General features: G+C 59.0%; 21 protein-coding genes. 6 read left to right on the top strand and 15 right to left on the bottom strand.

Features of this window, described 5'->3' with window-relative positions:
• The first annotated feature begins 63 nt into the window (after positions 1 to 63).
• Positions 64 to 1047, top strand: a complete 984-nt coding sequence (locus ACR0JN_RS21510; RefSeq protein ID WP_480888536.1) for a glycosyltransferase — start codon at positions 64 to 66, stop codon at positions 1045 to 1047.
• A complete protein-coding gene (locus tag ACR0JN_RS21505) occupies positions 1044 to 3095 on the top strand; it encodes a hypothetical protein (RefSeq protein ID WP_480888535.1) in 2052 nt (683 codons plus the stop codon). Before ACR0JN_RS21510 ends, ACR0JN_RS21505 begins: the two co-directional genes overlap by 4 nt.
• A gap of 11 nt (positions 3096 to 3106) precedes the next feature.
• Here ACR0JN_RS21505 and ACR0JN_RS21500 read toward each other — a convergent pair whose 3' ends face one another.
• From ACR0JN_RS21500 to rfbF, 5 genes are read right to left on the bottom strand one after another with little or no spacing between them, the layout of a single operon-like run.
• A complete protein-coding gene (locus tag ACR0JN_RS21500) occupies positions 3107 to 3472 on the bottom strand; it encodes a GtrA family protein (protein ID WP_480888534.1) in 366 nt (121 codons plus the stop codon).
• 32 nt (positions 3473 to 3504) lie between these two features.
• Positions 3505 to 4383: an NAD-dependent epimerase/dehydratase family protein gene (locus ACR0JN_RS21495; RefSeq protein WP_480888533.1), complete on the bottom strand. Its 879-nt coding sequence runs from the start codon at positions 4381 to 4383 to the stop codon at positions 3505 to 3507.
• A complete protein-coding gene (locus ACR0JN_RS21490; RefSeq protein ID WP_480888532.1) occupies positions 4383 to 5615 on the bottom strand; it encodes a methyltransferase domain-containing protein in 1233 nt (410 codons plus the stop codon). The genes ACR0JN_RS21495 and ACR0JN_RS21490 overlap by 1 nt, the downstream gene beginning before the upstream one ends.
• A complete protein-coding gene (locus ACR0JN_RS21485; RefSeq protein ID WP_480888531.1) occupies positions 5612 to 6697 on the bottom strand; it encodes an NAD-dependent epimerase/dehydratase family protein in 1086 nt (361 codons plus the stop codon). Before ACR0JN_RS21485 ends, ACR0JN_RS21490 begins: the two co-directional genes overlap by 4 nt.
• Complete coding sequence (rfbF, locus tag ACR0JN_RS21480; RefSeq protein ID WP_480888530.1) at positions 6679 to 7452, bottom strand: glucose-1-phosphate cytidylyltransferase; 774 nt, start codon at positions 7450 to 7452, stop codon at positions 6679 to 6681. The genes ACR0JN_RS21485 and rfbF overlap by 19 nt, the downstream gene beginning before the upstream one ends.
• 630 nt (positions 7453 to 8082) lie before the next feature.
• Here rfbF and ACR0JN_RS21475 point away from each other — a divergent pair.
• Both ACR0JN_RS21475 and ACR0JN_RS21470 read left to right on the top strand, forming a co-directional pair.
• Positions 8083 to 9609, top strand: coding sequence for an NAD(P)/FAD-dependent oxidoreductase (locus ACR0JN_RS21475; RefSeq protein ID WP_480888529.1), 1527 nt, complete (start codon positions 8083 to 8085; stop codon positions 9607 to 9609).
• Positions 9610 to 9684: 75 nt separating this feature from the next.
• On the top strand, positions 9685 to 11652 hold the full coding sequence (locus ACR0JN_RS21470) for a hypothetical protein (RefSeq protein ID WP_480888528.1): 1968 nt from the start codon (positions 9685 to 9687) through the stop codon (positions 11650 to 11652).
• A 9-nt stretch (positions 11653 to 11661) separates the two neighbouring features.
• Here ACR0JN_RS21470 and ACR0JN_RS21465 read toward each other — a convergent pair whose 3' ends face one another.
• The 6 genes from ACR0JN_RS21465 to ACR0JN_RS21440 all read right to left on the bottom strand — a co-directional run bounded on the left by ACR0JN_RS21465 (position 11662) and on the right by ACR0JN_RS21440 (position 19729).
• Positions 11662 to 13767 carry a hypothetical protein gene (locus ACR0JN_RS21465; RefSeq protein WP_480888527.1) on the bottom strand — a complete coding sequence of 702 codons (2106 nt, stop codon included), beginning with the start codon at positions 13765 to 13767 and terminating at the stop codon, positions 11662 to 11664.
• 8 nt (positions 13768 to 13775) lie between these two features.
• Positions 13776 to 15119, bottom strand: coding sequence for a glycosyltransferase family 87 protein (locus tag ACR0JN_RS21460; RefSeq protein WP_480888526.1), 1344 nt, complete (start codon positions 15117 to 15119; stop codon positions 13776 to 13778).
• Positions 15120 to 15317: 198 nt separating this feature from the next.
• A complete protein-coding gene (locus ACR0JN_RS21455) occupies positions 15318 to 16241 on the bottom strand; it encodes a sulfotransferase family protein (protein ID WP_480888525.1) in 924 nt (307 codons plus the stop codon).
• On the bottom strand, positions 16225 to 17247 hold the full coding sequence (locus ACR0JN_RS21450; protein WP_480888524.1) for a glycosyltransferase family 2 protein: 1023 nt from the start codon (positions 17245 to 17247) through the stop codon (positions 16225 to 16227). Before ACR0JN_RS21450 ends, ACR0JN_RS21455 begins: the two co-directional genes overlap by 17 nt.
• Positions 17247 to 18728 carry a hypothetical protein gene (locus ACR0JN_RS21445; RefSeq protein ID WP_480888523.1) on the bottom strand — a complete coding sequence of 494 codons (1482 nt, stop codon included), beginning with the start codon at positions 18726 to 18728 and terminating at the stop codon, positions 17247 to 17249. Before ACR0JN_RS21445 ends, ACR0JN_RS21450 begins: the two co-directional genes overlap by 1 nt.
• Positions 18725 to 19729, bottom strand: a complete 1005-nt coding sequence (locus tag ACR0JN_RS21440; protein WP_480888522.1) for a UDP-glucuronic acid decarboxylase family protein — start codon at positions 19727 to 19729, stop codon at positions 18725 to 18727. Before ACR0JN_RS21440 ends, ACR0JN_RS21445 begins: the two co-directional genes overlap by 4 nt.
• Before the next feature lie 624 nt (positions 19730 to 20353).
• Between ACR0JN_RS21440 and ACR0JN_RS21435 the strand changes: the two genes are divergently transcribed.
• Positions 20354 to 20899, top strand: a complete 546-nt coding sequence (locus ACR0JN_RS21435; protein ID WP_480888521.1) for a VPLPA-CTERM sorting domain-containing protein — start codon at positions 20354 to 20356, stop codon at positions 20897 to 20899.
• Between the two features lie 63 nt (positions 20900 to 20962).
• Here ACR0JN_RS21435 and ACR0JN_RS21430 read toward each other — a convergent pair whose 3' ends face one another.
• The 4 genes from ACR0JN_RS21430 to ACR0JN_RS21415 all read right to left on the bottom strand — a co-directional run bounded on the left by ACR0JN_RS21430 (position 20963) and on the right by ACR0JN_RS21415 (position 25003).
• Positions 20963 to 21847: a glycosyltransferase family 2 protein gene (locus ACR0JN_RS21430; RefSeq protein WP_480888520.1), complete on the bottom strand. Its 885-nt coding sequence runs from the start codon at positions 21845 to 21847 to the stop codon at positions 20963 to 20965.
• Entirely contained in the window at positions 21828 to 22652 is an 825-nt protein-coding gene (locus ACR0JN_RS21425) for a CpsD/CapB family tyrosine-protein kinase (RefSeq protein WP_480888519.1), read from the bottom strand. Before ACR0JN_RS21425 ends, ACR0JN_RS21430 begins: the two co-directional genes overlap by 20 nt.
• Positions 22653 to 22683: 31 nt before the next feature.
• Positions 22684 to 24147, bottom strand: a complete 1464-nt coding sequence (locus tag ACR0JN_RS21420) for a GumC family protein (protein WP_480888518.1) — start codon at positions 24145 to 24147, stop codon at positions 22684 to 22686.
• A 79-nt stretch (positions 24148 to 24226) separates the two neighbouring features.
• The gene (locus ACR0JN_RS21415) at positions 24227 to 25003 is read right to left on the bottom strand and encodes an ExeA family protein (protein ID WP_480888517.1); all 777 of its coding nucleotides are present in this window, start codon (positions 25001 to 25003) and stop codon (positions 24227 to 24229) included.
• Positions 25004 to 25810: 807 nt separating this feature from the next.
• Between ACR0JN_RS21415 and ACR0JN_RS21410 the strand changes: the two genes are divergently transcribed.
• Positions 25811 to 26440 (top strand): sugar transferase, encoded by a 630-nt coding sequence (locus ACR0JN_RS21410; RefSeq protein WP_480888585.1) that lies wholly within the window; start codon positions 25811 to 25813, stop codon positions 26438 to 26440.
• Positions 26441 to 26496: the final 56 nt, after the last annotated feature.

Raw genomic sequence — 26496 nt, 5'->3', positions numbered from 1 at the left:
TATAAGCGTGACCGAACCGGCGGTGGGTAACCGGTGTTTGTAGTTGTTAAGCAAAGATATGATATGAAAACCATTTCTGTTGTCTCGCCGTGCTTTAACGAAGAAAACAACGTGGCGGATTGCTACGAGACCGTTAAAGCGATTTTCGACAAGGATTTGCCTGGGTACAGGCGGGAACATATTTTCATCGACAATGCCTCGAGCGATAGAACCGTGGAAATTCTGCGGGACATTGCCGAAAAAGATCAGGATGTGAAGATCGTGGTGAATGCCCGTAATTTCGGGGTGTTCCGGTCCACGTTCAACGGGCTGCGCTATGCAACCGGCGACGGTATCGTCGTCATGCTGCCGGTCGATCTGCAGGACCCGCCCGAGATGATCCCCGAATTCGTCGAGCTTTGGGAAAGCGGGTATGACGTGGTGGCCGGTGCGCGCAGCACGCGTGAAGAAGGCTTCCTGATGCGCAGCGCACGCGGGGTATTTTACAACATAATCAACGGCTTGTCTGATGTTTGGTTGGAGCCTTCGGTTGGAGAGTTTCAACTGATCGACCGCAAGGTTCTGACTGCGGTGCTGTCCCATAAGGATCATTATCCCTATATCCGCGGCATCATCGCAAGCTGCGGGTTTCGCAGGATCATCCTTCCTTATGTCTGGAAGGCGCGGAAAAAAGGCCTGTCCAAACACAGCCTGATGGCGCTGACCGATCAGGCGCTGAATGCCATTTTCTCATTCACGCGCGCACCGATGCGGTTCTGCACGCTCAGCGGCCTGGTGATCGCCACAAGCTGTATCCTGTTTTCCCTGATTTCCGTGCTGCTGTATTTCATCAATCCCGATCAGGCCCCGCGCGGGACCACGACCATCATCGTGGCGCTGTTTTTCCTGTCGGGGATTCAGATGCTGTTTATCGGCATGCTCGGGGAATATATCACTTCGATCCACAATCAGGTCCGAGGCGGCCCGATTGTCACCGAACAGGAACGTATAAATATCGAAGGCCCCGCCCGGGATCCAGCACTGATCAAAGACGAGCATCTGGCATGAAGACATGTCTGATTCCACTGCGGTGGTGGGGTGCTGCGCTGGCCCTTTTGGCATGCGCCGGGCCGGTCTGGGCTGCGGATGCTGCGGTCACGAATGCCACGCTGGCCGAGATGCGTATCTGGTTTGCCGCGATGGCTGCGGCATCGGTGCTTTTGCTGGCCGTGTTCTGGTCTCGCGGGCAAGTGCTGTTTGGCCTTTTGGGCGCGGCGGTGCTTTTGGGCAGCGCGGCCAGATTGTGGCTGACGCAGCCGCTTTGGTTTCCCAGGCTCGAAATTTCGGCAGACCCGCCTGAAAACCTGATCATGCTGGCGATACTGGCCGCGCAGGCGGGGCTGGCGTTTTTCGTCCTGATGCGGCCTGCCGGTCGGGCCGCAATACGTGGCCTGTTCGCGCAGGCAGGGGGATTGCGCCTGACCCTGCTGGTGGTGCTGATCGCGGCTTTCAGCGTATCGGCCACGCCTTACATCAACTATGGCTACTACACCGCCTTCGGGCTGCAGATCGGTGTCGGGGGCGTTTTGTCCCTTGTGCAGATCGCCACGCTGATTGCGGTCTTCACCGTCTCTGGCCCCGATCAGGCCCCGCGCCTGCCGGTGTCCGGTCTGGCCCTTTTTGCGACCCTTGCCAGTGCCGTACTCGCCTGGACAGCCTTTGACCGCGTGCCGCATGTGGAGGATGAGCTGTGCTATCTTTTCCAGGCCCGCATCTTTGCCAGTGGTGCATTGTGGAGCCCGGCCCCACCCGAGGCCGCCCAGCCTGCGTTGGAATATTTCCTGCTCGATATCCGGGATGACCGGTGGCTTTCGGTCTTTGCGCCGGGCTGGTCTGCGATCCTGTCCATCGGCGTGCTCATCGGGGCACCTTGGCTGATCAACCCGCTGCTGACCGGGGCCTCGGTCTGGCTGACCCATGACATCCTGCGGCGCACCGTCAGTCAGGAGCGTGCCGATCTGGTGGCTCTGCTGATGGCGACCTCACCATGGGTTCTGGCCGTGGGCGCGTCTTTGATGGCGCATTCGGCGACCGTCTTCATGATTCTTGTTGGCCTGTGGTGCCTGCTGCGGGCAGGGTCGGGATCAACGCTGCGCAGTGTTGCGTTGACCTTTGTCGCCGGTTTGGCCCTGGGCTGGGTTTTTGTAATCCGACCGCTCGACGGGGTGATCGTAGGAGGCTTGGCGGGCCTGTGGCTGCTGCGTCGCCTGCCCACCGGGTTCGGGCAGGTTGCGACCTATGCCGTGGGCGGGGTGCTGTCCGGGTCAGCCTTCCTGCTGTTCAACTATGCCTTCACCGGGCAGATTTTGCTGACGCCGCAGGCGGATTACTTTGTCCGCATCTGGGGGGAAACCGGCAATGCCTTTGGGTTCGGCCCAACCGTCGGGCCGCCCGCGAAAAACTTTGGTGCGCTCGACATGTGGCCCGGTCACAGCCCGCTGGAAGGGCTGATCAACATGCTGCACGGGTTTGCGGCGCTCAATATGGAGCTTCTGGGCTGGGTTTTCGGGTCCCTCATACCGATCTGGGTCGCCTTGCTCTGGCGCAACAGCCTGACAAAGTTCGACTGGGCGATGCTTGTGGTTTTCATGACCATCATCGGCGCACTGTTCTTTTACTGGTTTATCGGCGGGTTCTATATCGGTCCGCGATACTGGTACACGGCAGCCCTGCCGGCGCTGGTTCTGGCCGGGGCCGGGATTGAAGAGGTTCGCCGCCGCCTGCCGGAAAAATACCACGGCCGTCTGGGTGGTGTTGTGCTGTTGTTATGCGCGGTCTCGGTCGTCAGCTTCACCACATGGCGCGGTGTTTCGAAATATCAGGATTACGGCAACTATTCCGGCGATATCAGACGAATGGCGCAGGCCGACGATATTGGCAACGCGCTGGTGTTTGTGTCCTCGCAACGCAATATCGGGTCCGCGCTTTACCTCAACGATCCGTTTCTGCCGCCCGACAAGCCGATTTTCCTGCGCGATCTGGGGGCCGAGCAGAACGCGGCCGTGATTGAGGCCTTCCCCGGGCGCGAGGTTATCTATCTGGGAGATACCGAGTAGACAGCGGCCTGTCAGGTTTCGGGCTGCCAGGGAAAGCGGTCGGTGAGCGCCTTTGAAACAAGTACAAAGGCCAGAACAGCAGCCGGCAGGACCACCAGCCCTTGTGCGACGATCGGTGGCAGGCCTGCGATCAGCAGCCCCTCCAGCGAGAGGGCGTTGAATATGTAAACCACCCCGTAGGACAGCAGGTAAAGCGGCAGTCTTCCGAACCCTTTGGTGTCGAAGACAAGCCGGGCGTGGGTCATGAAATTCCACATTATGCCGACAATGAAGGCCAGGATCAGGGCCACCTGCGGCGGCAGGCCCGCAAGGTTCAGAACGCTGAAAAGCGCAAAGCCAAAAGCGGTATTCACCACGCCGACCAGGGCGAAAAGCATAAAGGACTGCTTGCGAAGAACAGGTGCGCGTTTCATGCCGGTTCCTTTTTGGTCCCAAGAACCTGGGCCACCCCCGAAACAATATCATGCTGCGGCACAAATTCGGCCTCGTCCCGCAGCCGGGTCACGTCTGCGGCCAGCCGGTCCGGGTCGTCCGGTGCGCGGGTGATTGCGCCCAGCCGGATCAGATCGGGGTGATGCATCTGGTGTGCGACCTCTGCGATCAGGTCCCGCACCGGGATTGTGGTGCCGCTGGCCACATTGACCGCGCCGGTCACATCGGTTTCCAGCAGGCAGAGCAGTGCGCGGGCCAGATCGTCCACATGCAGGAAATCCCGCTCCTGCAACCCGTCGGTACAGTCCACCGGCTGACCCGCCCGGAGGTTCGAGATCAGATCGCCAAACAACCGCCCCGGTGGCTCCCCCGGCCCGTAGACAAAAAAGATGCGCGCCCAGACCAGCGACAGGCCAAGCGCGTCCTGCGCCTTGCACAGCGCCAGACCGGTCCCGGCCTTGGCCGCCCCGTACAGAGTGCGGGGCTGCAAGGGGCTGGTTTCGGTCAGCTCCGGTACAGACCAGTCATATTCGGCGCAGCTTCCGGCGCAGACCGCACGCTGGCCGCCTGCGCGTGCGAAGCCCTGAACCAGATGCAGCGTAGCCGCCATCCAGTCCAGATTGGCCGGGGAAACCCAGCGGTCGCGCGGCCCGTCATGCCAGGCCAGATGAACCAGATGGCTGGCGCGGGCTGTTTCAAGGGCCTTGGTCGTCGCATCGGGGTCCAGAAGATCGCAGGGGATATCGCTGGTCGGGTTCCGGCCCAGCGTGATCACCTCATGCCCCGCTTTGGTCAGAGCCGAGGCCGTCGCGCGTCCGATCAGGCCGGTTGCGCCGGTCAGCAGGACCCGTGCCATCAGCTGATCCGGACCTCGGGCACGGCGGTGGCAAACCGGGTGCCATGGTCTTTTAGGTCGGCCAGTTGGTCCGTGACCTCGTCCCGAATGTTCCAGGGCAGGATCAGCACGTAGTTGGGAGGTGCCTCGCGCAGCGCCTCGACCCCGTGCACGGGGATATGGCTGCCGGGCAGCAGGGTGTTCTGCTTGGCGGGGTTACGGTCGACGCAGTAGGAAATCAGATCGGGTCCGATCCCGGCATAGTTCAGCAACGTGTTGCCCTTGGCTGCGGCACCATAGGCGGCGATGGTATCCCCCCGGGCTTTGGCCTCGCGCAGGAAGGCAAGCAGCCCGTCGCGCAGCGCTTCGACCTGACCGGTGAAATTCATGTAGCCTTCAGGCCGGTCAAACTGCGCCGCAGCCTCGTCGGCGCGGACTTTGGCCAGACCGGGTCCTTCGGAATGGCTGGCTCCTTCAAGGCAGGCAAACACCCGTAGCGAACCGCCATGGGTGGGCAATTCTTCGACGTCGAACACGCGCAGACCCGCTTTGGCAAAGATCTTCTCGACCGCCAGCAGCGACAGATAGGAATAATGCTCGTGATAGATCGTGTCGAACTGCACTTCGTTGATCAGGTTCAGAAGGTGCGGGAATTCGACCGTATAGACCGCATCACCCGTCAGCAGCGTGGCGATCCCGGCAACGAAATCATTGATATCGGGCACATGCGCCAGAACATTGGCCGAGGCGATCAGCGACGGGGGTTTTTCGGCCGCTGCAACCTTTTGTGCCAGCGCCTCGCCAAAGTAGTCGACCAGCGTGCGCACGCCTTTTTCTTCGGCCGCCGCCGCCACGCTGCCCGAAGGCTCGATCCCCAGCACCGGGATGCCCTGTTCGACGAAATACTGCAGCAGATATCCGTCATTCGAGGCGATCTCGATCACCAGATCATCCGGCCCCAGATCAAGCCGGGCGACCATTTTCTCGACATAAGCCTTGGCATGGGCCAGCCAGCTGTCCGAATAGCTTGAGAAATAGGCGTAATCCGCATTGAATATCTCATCCGCCGGTACCGCATCTTCGACCTGAACCAGATAGCAGTCGTTGCAGACCCAGGCGTGTAGCGGATAGCGCGGACAGGCTGTATTCGCGCGTTCGGGCGGAACATAAGAGTTGGCCAGCGGCGAAAGCCCCAGATCGACCAATGTCTGGGTCAGGGTCGCGCCACAGCTCCGGCAAACGGGGTGTGTCATTGCGGCATCCTCCAGCGCAGATCCTCGCTCAGCGTGCCATTGCGGATATGTTCTTCGAGCGCTTTCAGCCGCATCAGTGGCGAGGACCGGAAGTCGGCATCGCCAAAACCGATATCGTTCAGCAATTGCAGCAGGTCCCGGATGGTGCCTTCAAGCGTCTGAACCGGCTGATGTTCGGGGGCCAGTTGGCTGTAGAGCGAAAAGTCGACCTTATAAGACCGGTTGTCGGGCGAGGCGTCGGGATTGATCGAATAGCTGGCCCCGGGGACAGCGTCGGCCACGGCCTGCGCCAGATCGCGGATCTGGTAATTCCATACGTCCGACCCGGCATTGACCGCCAGCCATTGGCCACCGGCTTCCTCGGTTCGGGTAATGGCCCAGTCGATGGCCCGCGCCATGTCGCGTACATCGATCAGCGGCCGCCACGGGCTGCCATCGCTCAGTACGGTGATCTTGCCGGCGGTGGTGGCGCAGGCGGCAAAGTCGTTCAGCACCAGATCAAGCCGCAACCGGGGCGACGGCCCGCAAGCGGTGGCGAAACGCAGCGCGGTGCGCAGCATCCCCGGCGTGTCCATGGCCGCCAGCGCGCGCTCGGTTCCGATCTTGCTGCGGGCATAGGCGGTCAGCGGGTTCAGGGGCGCATCCTCGGACCGGGCGTCGCCCTCGGCAAAGCCATAGACCGAACAGCTGGAGGCGAACACAAAGCGCGACACTCCCGCCTCGGCGGCCAGATGCGCTGCCTGGACAATGGCGTCCTGATTGATCTCGGTGGTGACGGTTTCGAACCGCGCACCCATCGGATCGTTCGAGATGGCCGCCAGCGCAACAACCGCGTCCGCCCCTTGGAACAGCGAGGCGTCGATGTCACGAATATCGGCAATGATCTGCTGGTTCAGAACCCGTTCGGGCCAGGCGTCATGCGTGGTCAGCCGGTCCGAGAAAAACCCGGGATCAAGGCCGATCAGATTGGCGTTGGGATAGGATTTTCGCAAGGTCGCGGCCACCACCGGGCCAATATAGCCCAGATTGCCAAGCAGGATAATTTTCGGAGCGGAACCCAGCGTCATTCCCAGACCTTCCATGGAGCATTGCCTTCCTGCCAGCGTTCTTCCAACTGACGCCTATCCCGCAGCGTGTCCATCGGCTGCCAGAAGCCGTGATGGCGGAAAGCCATCAGGTCGCCCTCGGCGGCCAGTTTTTCCAGCGGATCGCGCTCCCAGATTTCCAGATCCCCATGCAGCAGTTCACCGACCGAGGGGTGCAGCACGAAGAACCCGCCATTGATAAAGCCGCCGTCGCCGCCCGGCTTTTCGGCAAAACGTTCGATCTGGTCACCGGCCAGTTCCAGCGCGCCAAAACGCCCCGGCGGCACAACCGCCGTCAGCGTCGCGCGTTTGCCGTGGTTTTTGTGAAACGCAACCAGCGCACTGATGTCGACATTCCCGACCCCGTCCCCGTAGGTCATGCAAAAGGCCTCTTCATCCTGAAGCAGGTGCATGACCCGGTTCAGCCGCCCGCCGGTCTGGCTGTCTTCGCCGGTGTCCACCAGCGTCACCCGCCACGGTTCCGATTTGCTGTTTGCAATCTCAAGCTTGCCATTGGCCAGATCGACCGTCACATCCGAATTGTGCAGAAAGAAATTCGCAAAATATTCTTTAATTACATAGCCTTTGTAACCCAGGCAGACGATGAAATCGGTAATTCCATGGGCCGCATATATCTTCATGATGTGCCAGAGGATGGGCCGCTCGCCGATCTCGACCATGGGTTTTGGTATTCTAACGGTTTCTTCGCTGAGCCTGGTTCCGAAACCACCAGCCAGAATAACGCACTTCATAAAATTGCTCCCTTTGCAATAAGGGGTCAGTCATCAATCGTAAACGACGAACCTTGGCCAGCCATGACCGTGTTCCCAACAAACATTCAAGCGCAGTAGGCGGAAGCACCATGCCCATGTCAAGATTCACCGGACAGCGAAGTTTGGGGGTTGGGAATTGCACCCGAACTGATCCTGATGGGCGCACAATGCGGGCAAGTTGATCGCATTGTTGATGCAGATTTCTAACCGGTGGTGGGGCGGATTTTTGCCCCTGCCGCTGCTTGGGCGGTCCTTCTGGTACAGCATGGGGAATACGGCTTTGGGGACCACTCGCGATATGTTTGCCGCGCCGTCGGAGTGATCTTTCATGCTGCCCCCGGCATTGCAGAAATAAACCTTACAACTCAAGCCGTTGAACGGTGCCGATGGACGCCCCACCCGTGAACCCACTTGGGGTTCGGGCAATCCGCTGCTATCCGGTTTGGCAGGAAAACAGGCATACGTTATGCGGTGACTTTTCACGGGGTCATCGGCCCGGCCCATGTGACATTTTTTCAGCACGTATCAGCCGCACGAAAATCCCGCGCTCATTATTTGGACGGCTTGTGAGGATTTTGTTGTGAATCGATGTTATCCTCTTATAGCTTGATGTCAGTTTTTTTGAGTACGGGTGTTAGTCATTTGCAAAAAGATACCGTTCCTGTCGTAATTATCGGTGGCGGTCCTGCCGGGTTGACTGCAGCCCACGAGCTTCAGAAACTTAGTGAGACGCATGTTCCCAAGGTCTACGAGGCCTCGGATATGGTTGGCGGCATTTCCCGCACCGAAACCCATAAAGGCTACCGCTTTGATATCGGTGGCCACCGGTTTTTCACAAAAGTGCGCGAAGTCGAGGACATGTGGCATGAGGTGATGGGCGATGATTTCATCACCGTGCAACGCCTGAGCCGCATCTTCTACCGCAACAAATTCTACGATTACCCGCTGCGCATCTTCAATGCCTTGGGCAATATCGGTCCTTACGAGACCTATAAGATCATCGGCAGCTTCGTGAAATGGAAGCTGCGTCCCAAGCCGCAGGAAGACACCTTTGAAGAATGGGTGATCAACCGCTTTGGCGGGCGGCTCTATATGCATTTCTTCCACAGCTACACCAAAAAGGTCTGGGGCATTCCGCCGTCGGAGATCCGGGCCGACTGGGCCGCGCAGCGGATCAAGAACCTGTCCCTGCCCAAGGCTGTCTGGAACGCCATTTCCGGTGCCAATGACACCGCCAGCCTGATCGAGGAATTCCAGTATCCCCGTCTGGGCCCCGGCATGATGTGGGAAAAGACCCGCGATCTGATCCGGGAACGGGGCGGCAGCGTCGAGATGCGGTCCGAAGTGGTGCAGGTGAACCGTGATGGCAACCGTGTCACCTCGATCGATGTGCGCCATTGGGACGAAAGCGGCAACAAAACAACCGAGCGGGTCGAGGGTGAGGAATTCATCAACTCGATGGCCGTGCGCGATCTGATCCATGCCTTTGATCCACCGCCGCCGCCCGAGGTTGTCGAGGCCGCCGATCGCCTGAAATACCGCGATTTCCTGATCGTGACTCTGGTGCTCGATCACGCCGATCCGTTCCCGGACAACTGGATTTACATCCACAGTCCCAAGGTCAAGGTCGGACGCATCCAGAACTTCCGCGCCTGGTCCAAGGAAATGCTGCCTGACGAAAATACCTCGTCCATCGGGATGGAATATTTCTGTCAGAAGGGGGACGGGCTGTGGTCGTCTTCCGATGAGGACCTCAGGGAACTGGCCAGCCATGAGCTGGAGCAGCTGGGTCTGGCCAAGGCCACCGATGTCGTCGACTTTACCGTGATCCGGCAGCCCAAGGCCTATCCGGTCTATGATGGCGAATACAAAGAAGCGCTGGATACCGTCAGTGACTGGCTGAAAACGCTTGAGAACTTCCAGACCGTCGGCCGCAACGGCCTGCACCGGTACAACAACCAGGACCATTCGATGCTGTCCGCCATGTATGCGGCCCGCAACATCATGGGCGAGGAAAACGACATCTGGGACGTCAATGTCGAACGGTCCTATCACGAGGAATTCGAGGCTAAGCCGAAAAAGAAAACCTCTGATACAGCGTTTGAGAAAGGAAGCCGTCCTCGAATGAGCGGGTGAGCTTTAGGGCTCACCTAAGCAGGCATTTTGGGCGCATAGCCTCCTGAGTTTCGAAACGACGGGTTGACCGGAACTGTGAAGCAACTTGGATATCTTGTCTTGCTGGCGCTTCTGGTCGGTATTGTCTGGAGTGGACAGGATATCGCAGGCCCGATTGCGGCAAAGGTCGCGTTTGCAGACGGGCCGTCGCCCTATTTCATCGCCAGCGATGCGCTGTTTTTGTATGTTTGGGTGCCTCTGGTGGCGGTCGCGGCCTCGGCGCTTATTCTCGCCCCCGGTTTGCTGCTGGCGCTGGGAATTGCCCGGCCCGATGACCGTTTCGAACTTATCCTGCTAAAAGGATTTACGCTCTCGCTGTTCGGCGTATCCACGCTGGCGGCCATTGTGCAGGCCCTCAGCGGCATCCAGATGACGGGAACGGCCTTCATCCTGCTGATCGCTCTGCTGTGTCTGCCCGGGATTGGCTTAATCCGGGGAAAGCCCGCGTCGGACATCTTCCGGGGCCGGGGGTTGGATATAGCTGGCATGGTGCTGTTGCCGCTGCTGGTTTTGCTGTTGCTGACGCCCAAATTTTATTGGGAAGCGTTCAACGATGACGGGGCGCATAGCTTGCTGAGCGCGGCCCTGTTCATCACCCGTGGCCTGCCCTTCTGGCCGCCGGAGTCCGGGCCGCTGACCAGCTATCCGAACCCGAAAATGATGACCGAGGTGTTCCTGCAAACCAGTTTCATTCGGGTGTTTGGCGCGTCCGAGGCCGCCCTTCGGTTCGCGTATCTGCCTGGCGTGGCGGTTCTGTTCGGCGTGACGCTGGGTTTTATCCGTGCGCCGGATAACCGCACGACCGTGTGGTCCGTTTGCGGGCTGGGTGCGGGCTTGCTGCTGTTTTCTTTCGCGATGGCATTTAACCCGTCCTACAACCCGTATTTTGCCGATATCGCCATGCCGATGACGCGCGAGCCGCTTATCCTGCTGGGGGTTCTGGGCTACATCCTGTTCTTCCGTGACAGGAAATTCGGCTGGATGGCGGGTGTTTCGACACTGGCCCTTTGCACGGCGCCGAACGGCATTCTGCTGATCGGGTTCTTCCTGATGGCGCATCTGCTTTTGGGGTGGTTCCAACCCATCAAGCAGGTGATCCTGGGCGGGCTGATTGCTCTGGCGGTTCTGATGCTGACCTCTTTGGCCATGGCCGTGCTGGAAAAAACGGGCCTGACAGGTGTTTCCGGTGAATTCAGCACAGGCGCCATTCTGCGGCGTCTGCGCTATGTGACGATATTCGATACACATCGGTTCCTGTTCTGGCTTTTGCCCTGCGGGATTTTACCCGGTCTGGCGCTGTCGGCGTGGCGCTGGCAGGACACGCTGTCCAGAACGCTGACGCTGATGACGGTCGCCTATGTTCTGTTCTTCTACGTGCAGGCCTATCGCATTCTGCCGCATCATTTCGCCCCGGTGATTGTGTTTCCGCTGATCGTGTTCTGGCGATTGCGCCCGGTTCAGGCCGCCCCGGCCCCGGCATTTGCCATGGCGCTGGCGGGTCTTGCCTGCGGTGCCTGGCTTAGCTGGCCCGAGACATTGCGCCCCTTTACCGTGACCCGGGATCTGGGGCAGCGTATTGCGATTGAGATCGAAGCCGATCCGTTTTTTGACCTTGATGAGATCCGGGTCACGCCGACCCTGATCCGGAATGCCTTTCCCCCGGTCTGGTCCGACGCCGAGTTACAGGACCAGTACGTGGCAGGAAGCGTCTCGGTCTATATGTATGCGCGGGGGCCGGTTCCGGCTGGCGTCACGCCCAACTATTTCGTTCGCATGGAATCCGAGCCCTTGGCGGCTGGTGAAACAGTGCTGGGTGACGCTCTGGACGGCAGAGTTCTGGTGACAAACCATTTGCCCGCCTATGAGGCGGATATGCACAACGCAGATGCCCCGGTCAGCATTGCGCCCGCGTATCAGGTGCCGCTGGAAACGATTTTTGGCCGCGGTGCCCAAAGCGGTCCGCGCCAGGTCTGGGATGTCGCAAAGCTGTTGGGGCTCAGATAACCGGACGGCCTATTCCTGACGAAAGGTCTCTGCGCGCTCGTCGTAATACAGGACGGGACGGCCCGGAAAGGCTTTGATCACGGCCTCATTCGCGTCGCCCCCCAGATCCTTGGCATAAACCGGCTTGTCCAGCGGGAACCACGGATCATTGAAGAACAGCGCTGATGCAAGCTGGCTTCGGAGCGTGACCAGCACAAGCGGTTGCGCTGTGCCTTCGGTTTCGGGCAGCACGACCGAGCGGTAGTGATCGTCGTAGGTGCGATGGTCGTGATATCTGGTGACGCCCCGATAAGATAAAAAGACCGTCACGGAAAACAGACACAGAATAAGCAACACGGCGTTCAGCTTATCCGGTGCTGACGCAAGGCCGACAGCTTCCAACCGGGTGCCGGTTTTCAGAACCCCTTTGGCGCTTAGCAGCACCAGCGGCGCGATCATCATGAACCAGTACCGAGGGCCCACGTAGAAGCTGGCGACGAACCAATACAGGGCGTGCGCACCGGCGACGACGATAATGATCGCAAGCATCATCCGGTCTGTTGCATCGATGCGGCCATAGATCAGCAGAACCCAGACAAAGACCAGCGATCCGATCCCCCAGCCCATGAAATCGGTATGCAGCGCGCTGATATTTGTCAGCGTGTTGATCACACCTTCGAACAGGGAATGCTCGTGCGGGCGCAGCTCCATATGGCCCCAGCCTTCGGGTGCGCCGATGTTCTGGCCGAAGCCAAAGGCGTTGGACCCGTCGATCCAGACCCGGTGATAATAGTCCGACAATGTTGTCAGCAGCGGGTCGCCGGTGAAGTAGTAATTGTAGAAAAAGATCAGGCTGCCGGTTGCGATACATCCCGCGCTGTAGCTGATCACGGTCAGGGGGTGACGCAGAACACCGCCGCGCCACAGCAGGAACAGACCGGTCAGAATGCCAAGCAGCAGGCCATCCAGATTCCGGGTCAGAAACAGCCATCCCAGCGCCAACCCGGCAACGAAGACCGGCAAAACAGCCCGCTTCAGCTCCCCTTCTTCAGCGCGCAGGATCAGAAACCACGCCAGCAAAAGCAGGAACAGCGCGAATGTATGCGCCATCAGAGAGGCCGCCATCGCAATGAACCAGGGGGATGTGGCCAAGATCAGGGTGCTGATGCTGGCCGTGCGGGCATTCGTTAACCGTTGCGCCACGCCTTGCGCCAGAAAGATGGACGCTGTGCCCAGGATTGGGTTCACCAGCCAGGGTGCACCCAAAAGAACCCCCAGTGCCAGGATCGCAGGCCAGCCGGGCGTGAAGACTGATATCCAGCGTCCGTTGTGATGGTCGAGTAGGTAGTGCTCAAAAGCCGCCCGGGGGGCTTCCGGCAGGGCCGGTACATGCAGGGCACCGCCCGCATAGGTCTGGGCCTGAAACATATAGGCAAGCTCATCCTGAACATGGGGAACCCGTTCAAAGGCGAACCATTCCAGCACCAGCGTCGCAGTCAGAAAGACGGCCGCCATACAGCCTGCCCATCGCCAGCCCGTGGGTAGCTGTACCCCTTTGGGCAAGGTGGTGGCGAGCGCGATCACCGTCACCAAATTGATGAGCACAAGGATCAGCCCCGCCACAAGCTGAAGGACATAGACGTCGATCTCGTCCAGACGAAGATGGTTGAGGATCGGCACGGTGAACGCGCCGCTGAGCAAAAGGAATACAGCGATGCGTTTTGGCCCCAAAGCGCCGATAACCTGCGCGATTTTGGTGCCACCTGAATGTCTGACCAGCACAAAGGTGGAAAAGACAGCCTGCCCGACAATGATGGCATACATCGCCATTTCGATGGCCGATCTGGGCGGCAGGCGCAGGGCCGGGTACCAAAGCGGCTGTGTCACATAAAGCTGCGATGCCCCGCCCACAAACAGAACCAGCAACATCAGGCCCGGCAGTGTCAGATCCCTCAGCGCAAAAAGCGAGAAGACGGCCAGCGACAACGCCACCATCAGCACCCACCAATGCGCCAGATCGCGGACACCGGACAGGGCACCCTGCGCTGAACCGGCGAAGATCAACACCGCTGCCAGACCGGCAAAAGCGGCCAGCACAAACCTTAACCTCCGTGACGGCGCGGGCGATGAGTTCATGAAAACGGTCATGCGCGGGAAGACTGGTTTGATGCGCTGGCGTTTTGGCTGTTCAGGCGCAGAACCGTGTCAATGACCGCCACCAGAAACAGCAGCGCACCGATGGTTGCCAGACGCGAGCTTGGGAAGATTTCGACGCCCTCCACATGGAAGGCCCAGACATCGACAAGGTTTTCTGACCGCCAGATCAGCAAGGCCCCAAGCCCGGCAAACAGGGTGCTGACGATCCGCCCCCTGAACAGCAGGGCAAGCGGGGCGGCCAGCAGCACAAAGTCATAAATATGCAGCGGGGCCAGCGCGACGATGGCAGCACTCGCCAGTCCGAAAACCTGCCAGCTGTGTTCGTTGGCGTCATTGGCTCGCGTCAGCCGGGTGGGGCCGTAACACAGCGCCAGAATGATCACGAGCGTGATGACCGTCGCCGCTGAGCTGCCGATATCAAGGCCCGTAAACTCCCATATGATCAGCCGCAGGCCGGTCATGGATTGCGGCAGGTTGGCGATTGTAAAGCCGTCATAGGCGGCCAGGTTGCGGAAGAAATCCAGAATGGTGCTGGGGGCGGTGAAAAGCGACGGCAGCGTCAGAAGAACCGAAAGAAGAATGGCCATCAGAACCACTTTCCGGGACTGCGCATCGAACAGCAGATACAGAACCACAAAGGGCGCACCGATCTGCGGTTTCAGCAAGACCAGCGTCAGCCCCACGGCATCGAAGAAGAAGCGCCCGCTGACGCGCCCCCAGAGCATCAGGGTAATGCCAAGCCCTGCGATCAGCGTTGTCTGGCCAACGGAAAACAGGATCGCCGTGGCCTCGAGAATAGCCAGAAGAAAGAACAGCACGCTGAAGAGGGGGACATAAATCTGCCCTCCGGTGAATTCGGCGATCATCTGGCTGCGCGCGGGAAAGGCGGTTGTGAAGGCGCTGGTCAGCAAGCCGCACATGGCGATGACAATGCCAAGGCCAAAGATATTCCAGACGACATTTGCCGTGTTCAGATCCAGCGCGCCCAGGGGGGTGGCAAACACCCACCATGTCGGCGGATAGGGCCACAGAACCGGGACATGTCCGACATCGATATTGGCTTCCCCATGCGCCAGATAGGTTGGCCCATAGGGGTTTATGCCCGCATGCCACATATCACCGGCCACCCAGATGAACCGGAAATCATACCCCGCGGGCAGGGCGGATAATTGCGTGATCTTCAGCAGCAGATAGGCCATCGCCATGGCGCACATGAGCAGCGAAAGACCAAGGGTGACGCGCCGGGCCAGAACGGGGCTCATGAACAAGCGTCGCGATGTGCTGTCCGGGGTCATTCCGGGCGAGGCTGTTGCTCTGTCAATTTTGTCCATGAAAAACCGTCACCATTAAACCGCCCTTGTCCGGCGTAAATTACGATCAACCGTGTAACGGGCCTAAAAACACAAGGCCTATCCTAAAGCATGCGGCTCAAAATCAAAGTATTGTCGGCGGAGCCAAGGCAGAAATGCAAAGCGCCGGGTGCAGCATGCACATTCTGTGGGTTTTGGGGAAATTGTTGCCATGCGCGATCAGGCCCGCCAGCTACTCAGATCGTGGTCCAGAAGCTGTTCCAGATCCTCGATTTCAGGCAGCAGCTTTTCGCGCAGGATCGCGCGGGCCCGGTCCGGCATCTCGACCTCGCGTTTGAGGTTGAACTGCGACAGGCGGTCCCGGATTTTCCAGCGCAGCTCCTGCGACATGACGCGGGCGATCATGCCGGTGATCGGGTTGGGCTTCATCAGAAAGTCCTGAAACAGACGGCTGCGCGGCACACCGCCTGCATTGACCCGCGACGACAGATCAGGGCGAAAACCGGTATCGGCCCCGATGAATGCGGTGATGCTGTCCAGGACGTCTTCCGGATCGTTTTGGAATTCTTCATAGGTGCGGATCAGGAATTGGTTGCGGTCGAACAGCTTGAAATAACGCGACAATTGCTGCGCATAGAGCGGAAAGCGGGAATATCCGAACAGGGGCTGCCAGCCTGCGGCAAGGCGCTCGTCTTCGGCACCCAGCGCTGCGGAAAAATCCTCCAGCGGCTCGATCCGCTGCTTCACCGCATAGAGGTAATGGGACAGCGCCTGATCAATCGGATTGCGCAGAATGACCACCATGCGCACCTGCGGGATGCGGCGGTGAATGCGCTCTGGTGCTTTGGGGGCATACAGATAAAGCGGCGACGCCTCACCACAGACCGCGCCCGCCGGTGCATCGGCAAATAGGGCGCGATAATCTTCGATCTGCGTGACCGAGTTGTTGACGTAATCCGCACCCGGGCCCGCGAAATTCAGCGGCTCTCCTTCGAAAGCGAAGAAATTCGGCTCTTTCGCCGTGGGCATGAAGATGCTCGGGTTTTGCCGCAGATAGCTATAGAGCGCCGTCGTCCCGGCCCGCGCGGCGCCGAGGATCAGGAAATCCGGCATCCGTGGCGCAGCTTCAGTTCCGGGTGACATGGAGTTTCTGCTTCTGCCCCAACACGTGATATTCGAACAGGCACCAGACATAGATGGTGGCCGAATAGACGTAGTAGACCTGATGATAGAGCAGGCATTTGAACGCGAACCACGGCCCGCCATGCCCCGCCATCGTGCGCACCAGATCGAAATTGGCGATCAGAGCCGCCACAAGCAGCAGCACGGGCAGGGGCCAGGCCCCCGGCCAAAACGGCAGAGCCAGTATCGACAGCAGCAACAAGCCCGCAATCGCCGCCCGCGCCCGTTCGGCCATCGAGGTGTTCAGATCATCCGTCAGCCCTTCGCGCGAAATCATCAGCCGGGCCCAGGGCAGGGCGCGGCAATAGATATCGGTGCTCAGGCTGTTGCGCATGGTCCAGACCTTCAGGTGTTTGCCCTGCAACAGCGGTTCCACAAGGATGCGATATCCGGCATTGGCGATCCGGTAGCCCAGTTCGATGTCTTCGATCGAGGGGACTTCATAGGTTTTTACGTCGAAGCCGCCGACCTCGAGGAATACATCGCGCCGGATGGCCCCGCACCCGGCCCAGAAGGTCCGCGCCTCGCGCCGGGCGCGCTGGTGGTGATAACGGTGCAGCAGGTTCTTGTAGCGTGAAAACCACGACTGCCCGTCGGGCGCGTCATCGTAAGAACCGAACACCGCCCCGACATTATCCTCGGACATGGCCCGGCGGATATGTTCTGGCCCGTCAGGCCAGGCGATGACGTCGGAATCGACGAACCACAGGATGTCGCCCGTGGCGTGCTCTGCCGCCAGATTGCGCGCCGCGCCGGGCCCGCCATTGACCGGTGTTGTCAGAACCGTCGCGCCCATTTCACGCGCCAGCGCGGCGGTGCCATCGGGGGATTGATCATCCACAACCAGCACCTGCTGCACCTGACCGGCATTCAGCATTTCAATCAGGGGCGTCAGGACGCGCGGCAACAGATGCTCGGCCTTGTATGCGGGCATGACGACACTGATGGACAGAGACTGATCCGACATCACAAATCCTTTTTGGCGGCCTGCAACCGTACGACAAGAAGAAAGACCGCAGTAAACGGCAATAACCACATCACGCGCGCGCCATAGCGGTCCGCTGGTTGTGACACGCCACCGCAAACCAGCGCGTTGACCGCAATTCCGATCAGGATGAACAGGGCGAACAGCTTGATATCCCGTGGCACGCTGCGCGGTATCAGCAACAGAACCAAAATGACGGCAAAGGAGGCCGCATAGAGGGTGCCGTGCAGAATATCAGCCGCCGCAATCCACCCGCGATCTTTCGACAACAGGCCGCCCTGAATCATATCCACCTGAGAATCCTCCAGCCGGGCAAGATGGCGGGCATTGTCCAGCGCCTGCTCGGTCGGGATCGTCATCCTGACGCTGTCGCGCAGGATTTGGCGATAGCCATTCTCGGCTAGTGCCAGAGACGTGGCGACGGGGCGCGAAAGAAATACCGACTTGGCGAATTCACGCTGGGAAAGGGCAACGTTCTTCTGGTCTTCCGCTGACATGAGCCGGAATGACCCAAGCTGGGGGGAGCGTTCGAAGATGATGTGCGAGGCTGTCAGCCGGTAGGGATCATCGGACCACGAAAGCGCCTCGTGCAGGGCGCAGGTCGGGATGTTTTCATCCGGGCAAACCTCATTCAGATAGTCCATGCCCGGCCCGTCGACGATCAGCCGCGCGGTGATATGAGGGGTATAGACGACCTCTTTATCCGTTCTGGTTTCGACGGTGATCTGAAAGGCTTTGCGTTCGGCAACGGCAAGCGCAAGAACCATCACAACCAGCGTCACCGCCCGCCAGCGCCCCGGGCCTTTGACGGTCAGCGCGGCCAGAATGACAAACGGCACCATAAGCCCCGCGATGGCCAGATGCGACGGGTGCGAGATGACGGAAAACACAGCCAGGCCCGACATCAACAGCAGTTCCCAAACCCGCATCGTGCGGCCGAACGCTGTCAGCGCCGCGATGACGATCAGCAGAATGGGCGCGAAGATGTCCGGCATCATATAGGCGATGTAAAAAGGCAATGAGGTGATGGCGGCAGCCAGCAGCGGAACCGTGGTCATCAGGGTTGTGTTCTGGCCCCCGTCCAGCGACCGATTGGCCGCCCGCACCAACAGCCATGCGGCCAGCAAAACCCCCGCCAGATGAAAGAACGGAATGGCCGTCAGGGCATTGGCGCGAAAGAACAGGGCCATGACCAGGCCGTAGATCAGCGACCGGGAACCGGTTGCCGTACTGTCCTGATCCGCGCGTATCCCGCCAGCGGCACCGCCGCCGCCTTCGGTCACCGTCGGCAGCAGGCTGTTCAGCGCCACGTTGCCCTGCCGGATATAACTGCCGGTGTCGTAGTAGTAGAGCGGGCCGCCATTGATCAGCAGCGCTGACAAGCAGGCAAGCACGGCCAAGGCAAGCAGCAGGAATGCGCCAACCCTCCAAGATGATTTATCAGAGGGAACCGATACGTTCATATCCGTTCTACAGCGTTCTCCGCTGCCACAGCTATGCGCTGGAAATAAGCAATTGTGGCTTTCAGCCCATCCTCCAGCGCCACCTGCGGGGCCCAGCCCAGCTGTTCGCGGGCACGGGTGATATCCGGCTGGCGCTGGATCGGGTCGTCCTGCGGCAGCGGGCGCATCACCAGTTCCGATTTTGAGCCCGTCAGCCGGATCACGGCTTCGGCCAGTTCGCGGATGCTCATCTCGACCGGATTGCCCAGATTGATCGGCCCGGTGACATCCTCGGGGGATTCCATCAGCTTGATCAGCCCGCTGATCAGATCGGACACGAAGCAGAAAGACCGGGTCTGGCTGCCATCGCCGTAAATGGTGATCGGCTCGCCGTTCAGGGCCTGCATGATGAAATTGGACACCACGCGCCCGTCATCGGGATGCATGTTCGGCCCGTAGGTGTTGAAGATCCGCGCCACTTTGATTGGCAGGTTATGCTGGCGGTAATAGTCAAAGAACAACGTCTCGGCGCAGCGCTTGCCCTCGTCATAGCACGAGCGTGGCCCGATCGGATTGACGTGACCGACGTAATCCTCGGTCTGCGGATGGATTTGCGGGTCGCCATACACTTCGGAGGTCGAGGCCTGCAGGATGCGCGCGCCGACCCGCTTGGCCAGACCCAGCATGTTGATCGCCCCATGCACCGCCGTCTTGGTCGTCTGCACCGGATCGTGCTGGTAATGAAAGGGCGAGGCCGGGCAGGCCAGATTGTAAATCTGATCCACCTCGACATAGAGCGGAAAGGTCACGTCATGGCGCATGACCTCGAACCGGGGATTGTTCAGCAGATGGTACAGGTTCCCCCGCCGCCCGGTGAAAAAGTTATCGACACATATAACCTCGTGCCCCTGTTCCAGCAGGGCTTCACACAGGTGCGAACCCAGGAACCCGGCGCCTCCTGTTACCAGAATCCGTTTGGCGGTCAGATGCATGTCGTTGTGGTCAAAATCAGACGCGTTCATCAGCGTTCTCTGCAGTTAAGTCCCGACCGGCATCAGCGCGTATCGGATTTATAAAAACGGCCAGACACTACAAACGAATAAAATACAGAATTCGGCTGCAAAATTGAGTGCCCGCACTCAGTATGTACATCTTGTCCGACGCTACACGAAGTTTTTGGGGGGACGAAGGATAAATATGAAAGCGTTGCGGATTTCATGATTTTTTCCCGCAGGATGCAGCCCTCGGAACCCGCCGCTGACGGCGAGTGCAACAATCCGGGAATCGCGGCGATATTGTTCCGTAGGTGGCAAAGGACGCTGCGCGAAAGAGGCTGGAATCTTTGACAGAGTGTGAGCGACGCAAGGGCCCGGGTTTGCAGGCATGGTTGTGCTCAATTACTGCGGGAATCGGGTGGTGGGCCAAGCGCACATGGTGAAGGGTCGTTCACGATGAGGAAACAGTGCCCACGTCAACTGGCCATTGGGGGACCAAAGCCACCTAAGTAAACACAAAAAAACCATATTTTTGCTAAAAACGCTCGCGTCCAAGTGACAAAATATGTAATCGTTAATCAAGTCTTAAGGGTGCTGCCGAAGGCAAAGACGTGCGGTGCGCCATATTAATGAGTTACGAGGGTGGGAATAATGTTCAAAACCTTAAAGACGATGGCGTTCGCTTTGGCAGCCGCCGTATTGATGACCGGAACCGCCAGTGCCGTGACAACGGTGACAACCGGCGGAGGTCCTTACGACATCACGGCCGACAACCTGTTCATCGGTACAGCGACAAGCCCGGGTGGCCCCGGTTCTTACTCGGTGGATTTCTTTTCGCCCGTTGATCCGCTGGGCGGGAAGGCAAACGCGTCGGTCACGATCAATGTGTTCGGCTTGTTCGAAGGCCTGACCATGAGCTGGGTCGATACGGCCAACCCCGGCGGTGTGCCATTTGCCACGGCTTTGATCCTGGGCAACGGCTTCCAGACGACGCTCAACACGATCTTCAGCAGCGCAACCACCAGCTTGAACCAGACCCTGGTGTTCTCGTGGGCGGCTTCGGCCACTCCGACAAATGGCGGAACGATCGGTTTCGACTTTGACGTGGCTGCGGTTCCGCTGCCTGCTGGCGGTGTGCTACTTCTGACCGCGCTTGGCGGGCTGGGCCTGATGCGCCGTCGCAAGATGGCGACATAAGAACAGCTTCATAAGCGATGTTATGGTAAAAGGGCCGTCACGCGGCCCTTTTTTATGTCCGGATCAGATTTTGCCGCCGGTTGCCTGCCGCAGCATCCAGATCATGCGCGTGCACCTTAGCCGGATCAGCGTCACGACAGCCTTCAGGGTCTCACCTGGTGACGCCAGCTTGCGGCTTGCCAGAACTTTGGGCGTATGCACCACCGCACTGGCGGGCATAGCCAGACCACGCAGGGCCCATCGCAGGCGTGCGGCCAATCCGCCACCGTTCAACTGATAGGCTTCCTGCGTTGTCCGCCGCCATTTGGTCTTGAGCGCGGGCCAGTCCTGCCGCGACGGATGGCTGACCTTGAACCGGTCTTCATAGATCAGAGTGTACCCGCGCGACACCGCCCGCATGGTCCATTCCCGATCTTCCGAGACGCCGTTGATAAACCCGCCAATCGCATCGAACACATCGCGCCGGGTCAGCAGATTGCCCGCGCCGGAGAACCCCTGAACCTCGATATATCTGCGGAAGTTGAAGGCAAAAACCGCCTCGAACGCCTCGGCACCGCTGCGTGGCGGCGGGGTTTCGTCAAAGACATCGACCCGCCCCCCGATCAGATCGGCCCGGTCTGCAATCTCGCGACCGACCGTCAGCCAGTCAGACGCGGGCACACAATCGGCATCGATAAAGAACAACCGCTGCGCCGTGGTTTCGGCCACGCCCCTGTTGCGGGCATGTGCTGCGCCCTTTTGCGTTTCGGTTATGAACCGCACCTGCGGGAAGGCCTGGCTTATCCCCTCCAACGAGATCGGTGAGGCATTGTCCACCACCACGATTTCGGTGTCGGCGATGTCATTGTCCATCAGCGCCCGCAGGCAGCGTTCCAGCCTGGGAAGATCGTTGTAATGGGGAATTATGACCGCATCTGCCGGGCCCGGATCAGTAAGAGCCGTACTCATAGCCGAAAGCCTCACTGATATAGCGGCATTTGGTCAGCACGATGCCCATGACCTTGGTCAGTTCCGCCAGCTGCTGTTCGGCCACATCGATATGGTCGATGCTGGTTTCCTCGGCCGCACCCAACAGCAGGGCGCAATCGACGTTCTTCAGAAACCCGTGGCTGTCGTCGCTTGCCATCAGCGGCGGGGTGTCGAACAGCATGATATCCGGCTGATACTCTTCCTCGATCCGTTCCAGCGCCTCGATCATGGCCCGGCTTTGCAGAACCTCGGCCGGATTGCGCGTCGAGGAATAGTTCAGCCCGAAGATGACATTCTGACCATGGCGCAGGCCATGCTGATGAAACGAGATGTCACCATGAATGACATCCGCCATGCTGTGATTGCCGGTTTGCCGCAGGATCTCGGCCAGTCCCATGCGCCGCATGTCAAAATCGATGACGATTGTGCGCAGGTCCTTTTGCCGACCCAGGCTAAAGGCCAGATTGGCTGTGGCCGTGCTTTTGCCGCAACCGCTATAGGGGGATGTCAAAGCCACACGACGCCAACCGTTGGCCTGAATCTGCTGCAGCATCTTTGTGCGCAACATGTCATAGGGCGCGGCCTCGGCACCGCCGTGATAGGCGATCAGGCGATTGCGCGTAATCAGGTGCTGTTCAATCTGCAACTCGGGCAGAGCATCCCAGGCCCCGCCCCGGCTTTCCGCTGGAACGGGCTGCGGTGCTTCGGGGGACACGGGCGGTTCTGGCTGGCGGTTTGCGCGCTCATCGCGGGCTTTGCGAATTGCCTCCTGAAGACGGTCCATTATGCCCTATCCAATCCTGTAGAAGCAAAAATCACCAATAAACCTCCAACTTGTCGATCACTTTTTCAGCGATCAGGTCCAGCGGTAAATAATAGGTATGCACGGCCCAGACCGCTGCGGGTGCACCGATCAGAATGGCCAGAATCACCGCAATCCAAGCAACGCGACGGCGGATCATCTCACCGCGCGAGGGTGCATAGGGAATGGTCGCGATCGGCCAGACATCCAGCTTGTTGATCAGGTCTTCGGGCCGGCGCACCGAGCGGTTCAGAAGCTCCAACAGCACAACCAGGGCCGTGCCAAGCAAGATCCCAAAGGCAATGCCCCCCGCGGCAATGAACATGCGGTTGGGTTTGGTCGGCGAACTTGGGGCCACGGGATATTCGATCACCGAAATGCGCTGACCTTGCGAGGTCACTTCGATCCGCTCACCGGTCGATGCTGCGGCCAAGCGGTCGACAGCACTATTGTACTGGGCCTGGATGTTGTCGTGATCCCGCTGCAGTTCCGCCAGCGTGATCGCATTGGCTGGGGTCTGGTCGATGGTCAGCGTCAGCTTGGCAAGGCGTTCCGCAATCGAAACGCTCTGATCTTCCAGTGCTGCGATCTCGGAATCAAGCTGGGCCAGTTGCAGATCCACTGACGAGTTCCCCGTCTGAGGGTTGACCGGCGCGGTATTGGCCGCCTGCTCGGCAGCCACCGTCTTTTCCAGCTGCGCGATTCTGGCCCGCAGGAGTTTGATCTGCGGATTGGCCTCCGAATAGATCGCACGCTTCGCGTCAAGCTCGCGTCGCAACTGTTCCAACTCCAACTGTGCAGTTGTCTGGGTTTGCGGTGCTACGTTACTGATCTGACCGGTCGAATTGTAAATCTCCAGAAGATTTTCCCGCTGGGTTTTTTTTGAGAAAATCTGCTGATCCGTTTGTTCGAGGTTGGTCTGCATCGCCCCCTGCTGCGCCAGCCGGAACTGCAGGCTGCTGGGCAGGGCGCCCGAGTTCTCTCTTTCAAACTCCAGAATACGGGAGCTGCGCTTGTCCAACTCGTTGCCAAGGCGTTCCACTTCCTGCTGGAAGAAGCTCAGCGTGTCCGACGCGCGCCCTTTGCGGTAAGACACGTCGAGCTTCTGGATTTCCGTCAGGTATTCATTGAGCACCCCGGCGGCAATCTGACCGGACCGGGCCTCGAAAGAAATGCTCATCAGGCTGGCCTGGTTCAGGCCCGAGTTGATGCGGATTCGGGTGCTCGACCGCATTGCGTCAACGATCTGATCCGGGGTTGCTTCGTCCTGGTTGGGCAATACGGAAATCTGGCGGGCGATATCCAGAAGGACCGGCCGTGTAAGCAGGCGCTGTTCAACGATCTGCAACTGTTCACCGGCCGAGGTATTGACGGTGCTGGCCGCAAGGTTGCCCGGAATCTGTGGTGATTCAACGATCAGCCGCATCTGCGACACATAGGTCGACGGCAAGCTCATTGCGATGATGACGGACGTCACCGAAACAACCAGCGCCACAACAAGAAAATACGGGAGCCGTCTCAGGAAAATGGAAAAATAATAACGAACCGGACCCATCTCAGACCGTCAGCTCCTTCTCAAGCGAGTTGCCACCAAAGAACACACCATCCTCGATCACCTGATTGACGACGCCTTCATCCACCTTGTCTGACTCACTTGTCCAGGCATAGAGAAGGGCGAAATCACAAAACTGGTTCACAAGACGCGGCACGCCGCGTGTTTGCTGGAAAATCGTCTTGCAGGCGTCTTCCGTGAACTCTTCGCCCGAGCCGCCGGCGATCTTCATTCTGTGTTTAATATAGCGTGCGACCGAGGCCTCATCCATCCGTTCCAGATGAAAACTTGCGGCCACCCGTTGCGTCAGCTGACGCATCTTGGGGTCCAGAACCATGTCACGCAGCTCGGGCTGGCCGACCAGAACAAGCTGGATCAGCTCATCCGTGTTTGCGTTGATGTTCGTCAGCATGCGGATTTCTTCCAGACCTTCGACGGTCAGGTTCTGCGCTTCGTCGAAAATCAAAATCACCCGGCGGCCCGCGGCATATTCCGAGACCAGGAAATCCTGCAGCGCCCGGAACAGTTGCACATAGGTTGCATCTTTCTCGATCGGCAGCCCCAGGGCATGCAGCACCCATTGCAACAACTCTCCGCGCCCTCCTTGAGCGTTTGAGATCAGCCCGACCGTGATCGATTGCTCCATCTCGCTCAGAAGGTGCTGGACCAGAGTTGTTTTTCCCGCCCCGATTTCGCCCGTCAGCACGGTAATCGGTGCGCAGCTCATGACGCCGAACTGCAAAACCGAATAGCCCCGCTTGTGAAGCGGCGACCAATACATGAACCCAGGGTCCGGAAGCAGTGTGAACGGCCGCCGGTCAAGCCCGAAGAAATCTAGATAAAACCCGTCGCTGGACGCCATTGCACCACGGTTGCCTTCCGCCTTGTCAAACCTGATCCTGGCCCCCCTGAGATCATCCGAAATCGCACCCTGAACCACCAGTAAACCCTTATACAACGCAGATTATCATATGAACTAAAAAAGCACTTGGTAATTACTCTGCCATAAAATCAAGATAGCGGGCATTACTAAAATTCACAGCCTCGAAATTGACGCCTCGCCCCTCTCAATCCGGTGGAATCCAAGCCATTGTTTCCCCGACACTCTTACGCAGACTGCCTAATTGAACGGCACTGAGTCTCGGAAAACGCCACCCGCCAGAAATGCGTCTGATTTCCAGGATTGGAACCAAAAACGCCAAGCTTTGCCCATTATCCACTATTTTCGAACAAATACCCCGCATACCTTCCCCGGTTGGTATAAATATTTTGCGTTGTCAGCCTTCGGCACGCCCGGTATGTCACGAACTTGGGACAACCGTCTTTATGATTAATGTTTTGCAAGCAGGCAGGAATTTGTTAACACTTGGTAACGGGGGTCTGCCTGTGATGTGAGTAGTGGCAGAACTTTAAGAGACATAAAAATATAATACTTTTCGCATATAAGTAAGTTTGAGGTTGAGCGTAGTAAGTTCCTGAGTTTGGTAAGTGGTTCTTGGGTATGAGTTGTGTGTTGGGGGTTTAAATAGTGACAAGTCATTCGAAAGAGGTGGCCAACGCTGGTGCGGGCTACCCTAACATCTCTGTTATGCGGGCCCCGACACAGTCTTCGGGGTTTTACAGAAGCACAGGGAAACGCGTCTTCGACGTGGCATTCGTGCTGCTTACGATACCATTTGTCGTGCCGGTGGTTCTGGGCCTTGCTGTATTTCTGGCCTTTCAGGGCGTTACGCCGTTTTACCGGCAGGAACGGGTCGGCAAGAACGGTCAGGTATTCAAGCTGCTGAAACTGCGCACCATGGTGCATGACGCCGAGACGGTGCTGAAGGACCATCTGGCGGCCAATCCCGACGCGCGCGCGGAATGGGACCGGAATCAGAAGCTGCGTAATGACCCGCGCATCATCAAGTTCGGCTCGTTCCTGCGGAAATCCTCGATGGATGAGTTGCCGCAATTCTGGAACGTGCTTGTGGGCGATATGTCCATGATCGGTCCCCGCCCGATGATGGTGAACCAGCAAAGCATTTATCCCAGCACGACCTACTATTCGATGCTTCCCGGTATCACCGGGGCATGGCAGGTTTCAAAGCGGAACAATTCCTCGTTCGCCGAACGTGCGCATCACGATACCGAATACTGGAAGAACATGTCCTTTACCTCGGATATTTCCATCCTGGCGCGGACGGTTTCCGTTGTGCTGCGTGGCACCGGCTGTTGACGACCTGACCCGCTGCCGGGTGTAATCGGGCCTACCACCTTTCCTCCGGCACCGGG

The sequence above is a fragment of the Ruegeria sp. G12 genome (genome assembly GCF_056533565.1).
Note: the sequence above shows the minus strand (reverse complement) of the source record. Positions and strands in the feature narration are given on the sequence as shown.

What these genes read in the sequence shown, in the direction of transcription:
- rfbF (WP_480888530.1), bottom strand. Translation starts at nt 7,452, where the DNA reads ATGAAGTGCGTTATTCTGGCTGGTGGTTTCGGAACCAGGCTCAGCGAA.
- ACR0JN_RS21450 (WP_480888524.1), bottom strand. Translation starts at nt 17,247, where the DNA reads ATGTCGGATCAGTCTCTGTCCATCAGTGTCGTCATGCCCGCATACAAG.
- ACR0JN_RS21500 (WP_480888534.1), bottom strand. Translation starts at nt 3,472, where the DNA reads ATGCTTTTCGCCCTGGTCGGCGTGGTGAATACCGCTTTTGGCTTTGCG.
- ACR0JN_RS21460 (WP_480888526.1), bottom strand. Translation starts at nt 15,119, where the DNA reads ATGGACAAAATTGACAGAGCAACAGCCTCGCCCGGAATGACCCCGGAC.
- ACR0JN_RS21425 (WP_480888519.1), bottom strand. Translation starts at nt 22,652, where the DNA reads ATGGACCGTCTTCAGGAGGCAATTCGCAAAGCCCGCGATGAGCGCGCA.
- ACR0JN_RS21445 (WP_480888523.1), bottom strand. Translation starts at nt 18,728, where the DNA reads ATGAACGTATCGGTTCCCTCTGATAAATCATCTTGGAGGGTTGGCGCA.
- ACR0JN_RS21510 (WP_480888536.1), top strand. Translation starts at nt 64, where the DNA reads ATGAAAACCATTTCTGTTGTCTCGCCGTGCTTTAACGAAGAAAACAAC.
- ACR0JN_RS21475 (WP_480888529.1), top strand. Translation starts at nt 8,083, where the DNA reads ATGTCAGTTTTTTTGAGTACGGGTGTTAGTCATTTGCAAAAAGATACC.
- ACR0JN_RS21505 (WP_480888535.1), top strand. Translation starts at nt 1,044, where the DNA reads ATGAAGACATGTCTGATTCCACTGCGGTGGTGGGGTGCTGCGCTGGCC.
- ACR0JN_RS21465 (WP_480888527.1), bottom strand. Translation starts at nt 13,767, where the DNA reads ATGAACTCATCGCCCGCGCCGTCACGGAGGTTAAGGTTTGTGCTGGCC.
- ACR0JN_RS21410 (WP_480888585.1), top strand. Translation starts at nt 25,811, where the DNA reads ATGCGGGCCCCGACACAGTCTTCGGGGTTTTACAGAAGCACAGGGAAA.
- ACR0JN_RS21430 (WP_480888520.1), bottom strand. Translation starts at nt 21,847, where the DNA reads ATGAGTACGGCTCTTACTGATCCGGGCCCGGCAGATGCGGTCATAATT.
- ACR0JN_RS21435 (WP_480888521.1), top strand. Translation starts at nt 20,354, where the DNA reads ATGTTCAAAACCTTAAAGACGATGGCGTTCGCTTTGGCAGCCGCCGTA.
- ACR0JN_RS21440 (WP_480888522.1), bottom strand. Translation starts at nt 19,729, where the DNA reads ATGAACGCGTCTGATTTTGACCACAACGACATGCATCTGACCGCCAAA.
- ACR0JN_RS21485 (WP_480888531.1), bottom strand. Translation starts at nt 6,697, where the DNA reads ATGGAAGGTCTGGGAATGACGCTGGGTTCCGCTCCGAAAATTATCCTG.
- ACR0JN_RS21415 (WP_480888517.1), bottom strand. Translation starts at nt 25,003, where the DNA reads ATGTATTGGTCGCCGCTTCACAAGCGGGGCTATTCGGTTTTGCAGTTC.
- ACR0JN_RS21495 (WP_480888533.1), bottom strand. Translation starts at nt 4,383, where the DNA reads ATGGCACGGGTCCTGCTGACCGGCGCAACCGGCCTGATCGGACGCGCG.
- ACR0JN_RS21490 (WP_480888532.1), bottom strand. Translation starts at nt 5,615, where the DNA reads ATGACACACCCCGTTTGCCGGAGCTGTGGCGCGACCCTGACCCAGACA.
- ACR0JN_RS21455 (WP_480888525.1), bottom strand. Translation starts at nt 16,241, where the DNA reads ATGTCACCCGGAACTGAAGCTGCGCCACGGATGCCGGATTTCCTGATC.